4 protein-coding genes and 1 riboswitch are annotated in these 4,253 nt (G+C 60.8%); of the genes, 3 read left to right on the forward strand and 1 reads right to left on the reverse strand.

Translation table 11 applies throughout. The annotated features are described in order from the left end of the window. The first annotated feature begins 112 nt into the window (after nt 1-112). The 3 genes from ACNKID_RS10590 to ACNKID_RS10600 all read left to right on the forward strand — a co-directional run bounded on the left by ACNKID_RS10590 (nt 113) and on the right by ACNKID_RS10600 (nt 2,765). Nucleotides 113-1,129: a hypothetical protein gene (locus tag ACNKID_RS10590; protein ID WP_417913402.1), complete on the forward strand. Its 1,017-nt coding sequence runs from the start codon at nt 113-115 to the stop codon at nt 1,127-1,129. Next, nucleotides 1,126-1,494 (forward strand): hypothetical protein, encoded by a 369-nt coding sequence (locus ACNKID_RS10595; RefSeq protein WP_417913403.1) that lies wholly within the window; start codon nt 1,126-1,128, stop codon nt 1,492-1,494. Before ACNKID_RS10590 ends, ACNKID_RS10595 begins: the two co-directional genes overlap by 4 nt. A gap of 77 nt (nt 1,495-1,571) precedes the next feature. Beyond that, nucleotides 1,572-1,807: riboswitch (cobalamin riboswitch) on the forward strand. 151 nt (nt 1,808-1,958) lie between these two features. Continuing rightward, a complete protein-coding gene (locus ACNKID_RS10600; protein WP_417913404.1) occupies nt 1,959-2,765 on the forward strand; it encodes a hypothetical protein in 807 nt (268 codons plus the stop codon). A 75-nt stretch (nt 2,766-2,840) separates the two neighbouring features. Here the strand turns inward: ACNKID_RS10600 and hslU are convergent, their stop codons facing one another. Next, nucleotides 2,841-4,241: an ATP-dependent protease ATPase subunit HslU gene (gene hslU / locus ACNKID_RS10605; RefSeq protein WP_417913405.1), complete on the reverse strand. Its 1,401-nt coding sequence runs from the start codon at nt 4,239-4,241 to the stop codon at nt 2,841-2,843. Nucleotides 4,242-4,253: the final 12 nt, after the last annotated feature.

Raw genomic sequence — 4,253 nt, forward strand, 5'->3', positions numbered from 1 at the left:
GAGAAATCCTCAAGAAGCAGTGACAACCCAAGTTGTTGCAGGTCGCAACTTGGGTTAACATGATAACACTTCTCAAAATAAATCCAACCAGCTTGGGGAGGGCTGCGCCAGTATGAAGATTGATTTTCCGCTGCCAACGCGCAGAAGAGGAATATTGCGTGCCTTGGTCATCATCCCGCTTGCCGCCTCCGCGTTGTCAGGCTGCTCGTCTGTCCGCATTGATGCCGCAGGACATCTCGGCGATGCCGGGCAAGAGACCGCTGCAGCACTTGCTGAAACACTTTTTTTGTCTGACGCATTTGTTGACCAAGCCGCAGACATCGACACCTTTGTCTTTTATTATGAGGCAGGCGGGGCAGTTCCGCCGGTGCTGGAGGCGCAGCGCAAAGAGCTGCTTGACAGCTACAAGATGATTCATGAGGAATTCAAACACCGTCGGCAAGTCTTTGCCGAGCTGGGCATCGCCTATCAGCACTTTGCCGACTTGGCTGACAAGGGAGCAGAGCTGGAGACTGCCGCCGCTGTGGACAGACTGGGCAGCGCGGTCAACAAGTACGCTGAGTCGCGGGGAAAAGCGGCTGTCTTTTCCGGCTCGGCGCAAAAGGCATTGCCGCAGCTTGGCTGGCTGGCGGCGGCGGAATTGAAGAAGAAACGAATCAAGCAGGCCAGCGTGTTGATCCGGGAGCGGCTCTCCGCCTTTGCCGCGCTGCTCAACGACCCCTTGGTGAAAGAGGAGATTCTTGGCTTCCAAAAGAACTTGAGCGGCTTGGAGGGCGACCGGCTGCAAGTGCTGTGGGATGCGGGTCTATTTGATCCCAGCCCGCTGCTTGATCAGGTCGGAGCCGGAACAGGCTTGCAGGCCGCTGTGAATGTGGGCGAGACACTGCGGAAAGATAAACCCCTCAGCGACAGTCTGGGCAAGGTGATTGAATCGCGGCTGCGGCGCAACGCCGAGGCAATTGAGGCGAATTATCATGCCAGTCTGAAGACGCTGGAGGAGCTGATCCGCGAGCATGAAGCCTTGGAAAAGGACGGGCCGCTTAATCTGGCCCAGCTGATCAGCATTGCTGAGGAGCAGCGGCGGGGCAGCAAGGTCTTGGGCGGCCACCGCAAGGAGGAGGTAAAATGAGCGGCACGCAAATTCTGATCGACGGCAACGGCACCCTCACGCTGGCCGAAGCCCTTGCCGCTCTGCGGGCTGCGGACGAGGCGGCCAGAGCTGCCCGCCGGGATGCGCTGAAACTGTGTCAGACCAATGAAGAACGCTGCAAGGTGCTTGCACAGTGCATTGATTGCAGTCTCGCCTACACCAATGCGCTGCGCAAGAGCCTGAAGAGCACCGGTCCGCTCTTTGAGCGGCAGGCCAAGGAGCTGAAGGCGGCGGCAGGCGAAGTTGTGAGAAAATCCAAGCAGCTTGAGCAGACCGCTGACGCAGTTAAATTGCTGGCCGACACTGTCAGGCTGGCCAGCAGCCTGAGCAAGGCTTTCGCCTGAATCATTCCCCCGCATTTTGCGCTTGACGGCAGCGCAGCCACCATATACAGTAGCCATTCATAATGGCTGTCGGCACGCTTCATGAGAAGCGTGGAGGCTGCCCGGCGCATCTTGGCCGGGCGGCTGAAGAGGGAATCCGGTGTGAAACCGGAACTGTCCCGCAGCGGTAAGCGGAAACGAACACCGTCTCCTTTCCAGGAAGGAACAGCACTGCGCCAAGGCTTGGCGCGGGAAGCGGCGGTCAGTAGGCCCGCAGGCGCAGTGCCTGCCGAGTCCGCAAGTCCGAAAACCTGCCGACGCGCACCATCCGTTGCAATTCCCTTCGAGGAAAGGAAAAACGTCATGCCGCACCGCCTCCGCGCTGTGTCTGCGGCCAGCGCATCATGCCGCCGCAGCCTCTCTCCCCTCCTTGCCCGTCCTGTCTGGCAGCCGCTTGCCGTCATCGTCACTGCAAGGAGAGCATCATGAATTGTTTGCCCGAAGAACTCCGTCCGCCGCCAAGAAAGACCCTGCTCCTGATTGGACAGGACATGCACATTCTCAACCCGTTCTTTCACCGGGCGGTTGAGGAGCGTGACAGCCGCGCTCTGGCAGCTATGGCTGTGCGTCAGGCTGAGGCCGGGGCAGATGCCTTAGATCTCAATCTCGGCCCGGCAGGCAAGGACAGCGGCCTGCTCGCTTGGGCGGTTGAGACTGCGCTGGCTGCGGCTGAACTGCCGCTGTTCGCCGCTGCGCAGATATTGGCCCAGCCGGAGCTGCTGCGGCAGCATGGAGAGCAGCTGACTGTCAATGCCGTGACCGCTGATCCGGCCAGTCTGCCCGCTTGCATGGTGCTGGCGCGGGACTGCGGCGCAGGTCTGGCCGTGTTGCTGACCAAGCCTGGCCTGAGCGGCTGTTCTGCGGATGAACGCCTGCTGCTTGCTGCCGAGGTGCTGGAGACTGCCGAGAAAAGCGGCTTGCCGCTGTCCCGGCTGCATCTTGACCCAATCCTCCGGCCCGGCCCGCATGGACAGGCTGATCTGGAACCAGTGCTGGACTGGCTGCTGCATCTGCCGCTCTTGAAGATGGACAAGACGCGAAGCCTCGCAGCTCTGTCCAGCGCATCCGCCTTCCTTCCTGCGGCCAAACGCCCTGGCTGTCACCAGCGGCTGCTGCCGCTGCTGGCCGAGGCAGGCTTGGGCGCGGTCATCCTCAACTGCAAAGACCGCAGACTGATGGAGATTGCCCGCAGCAGCGGCGGACTGAGGCGGCGGGCTGAAGTTTGCCAATAAACCTCTTGCGCCAGCCGCGATGCAGGGGCAAAAAAACTTTTGCCCCTGCATCGCATCATTGGCGCAGCCGCTCAATCAGAGGATATACCTGCTTAAATCCTCATTCTCCGAAATGACGGAGAGCTGCTGGCGGACATACTCCGCTGTCACGGTGAAGGTTTGCTCGCCCAGCTCTGAAGCATCAAAGGAGAGCTGTTCCAAGACGCATTCGATCACCGTGTGCAGCCGCCGTGCGCCAATGTCTTCGGTCTTGCGGTTGACTTCCGCCGCAATCCGGGCCATCTCGCGGATGGCCGCCTCCTCAAAGCGCAGCTCAGTGCCCTCGGTTTTCATCAGGGCGGTGTACTGCTTGATCAGGGCGTTGTTCGGCTCGGTGAGGATGCGGAAAAAGGCTTCCTCGTCCAAGGCGTTGAGATTCACCCGGATAGGAAAGCGGCCTTGCAGCTCCGGGGCAAGATCAGAGGGCTTGTTGGTGTAGAACGCGCCGGAAGCGATGAACAGAATGTGGTCGGTGCGCACCGGGCCGTATTTGGTGGTCACGGTTGAGCCTTCAACAATGGGCAGCAGGTCGCGCTGCACGCCTTCCCGCGAGACATCCGGGCCATGGCCGCCGCCGCCGCGCGAGGCGATCTTGTCAATCTCATCCAAAAAGATGATGCCGGTCTGCTCGGTGCGGCGCACAGCTTTTTCCGCCACGCTCTCGCTGTCCACCAGCTTCTGCGCCTCTTCTTTTTTCAGATACTCAAGGGCTTCCGGCACCCGGACTTTGCGCTCCTGCTTCTGCCCGGCAAAGATCTTGGAGAACGCCTCTTGCAGGGACGACTGCATCTGCTCCATGCCGGAGGCGGAGAAGACCTCGACCACTGGCCCAGGAGCACGGCTTGCGGCCACTTTCAGTTCCACCGTGCGCTCATCCAGCTCGCCGCTGTGCAGCATCCGGCGCAGCTTTTCGCGGGTTTTCTCGACACTGCTCCGCAGCCTGCTTTCCTCGGCAGCATCGTCATGCGGCAAGGTCAAAACATCGCCTTCGCTGGCAGCTTTCCGTTCCGGCAGGGGCAGGAGCAGATCCAGCAGCCGCTCTTCCGCCGCCGCCGCCGCTTTGGCCGACACTGTCTCTTCCGCCTCTTTGGCGACCATGTTGAAGGCCAGCTGCACCAGATCGCGGATCATGGACTCCACATCGCGGCCCACGTAGCCGACCTCGGTGAATTTCGAGGCCTCCACCTTGAGGAAAGGCGACTGGGCCAGATGCGCCAGCCTGCGGGCGATTTCCGTTTTGCCCACGCCGGTAGGGCCGATCATGATGATGTTTTTCGGCGCGATCTCCTCATTCAGCGGCGGCGGCACCTGCTGCCGCCTCCAGCGGCTGCGCAAGGCGATGGCCACGGAGCGTTTGGCCTCGTTCTGACCGATGATGTAGCGGTCCAGCTCCTGCACAATCTGCTTTGGGGAGAGGGAATTCAACGTGTTGTTCATGTGAAGTCTGTT

This window comes from Candidatus Electronema sp. TJ (genome assembly GCF_048287355.1).
Classification (GTDB): domain Bacteria; phylum Desulfobacterota; class Desulfobulbia; order Desulfobulbales; family Desulfobulbaceae; genus Electronema.

What these genes read in the sequence shown, in the direction of transcription:
- ACNKID_RS10600 (WP_417913404.1), top strand. Translation starts at nt 1,959, where the DNA reads ATGAATTGTTTGCCCGAAGAACTCCGTCCGCCGCCAAGAAAGACCCTG.
- ACNKID_RS10595 (WP_417913403.1), top strand. Translation starts at nt 1,126, where the DNA reads ATGAGCGGCACGCAAATTCTGATCGACGGCAACGGCACCCTCACGCTG.
- hslU (WP_417913405.1), bottom strand. Translation starts at nt 4,241, where the DNA reads ATGAACAACACGTTGAATTCCCTCTCCCCAAAGCAGATTGTGCAGGAG.
- ACNKID_RS10590 (WP_417913402.1), top strand. Translation starts at nt 113, where the DNA reads ATGAAGATTGATTTTCCGCTGCCAACGCGCAGAAGAGGAATATTGCGT.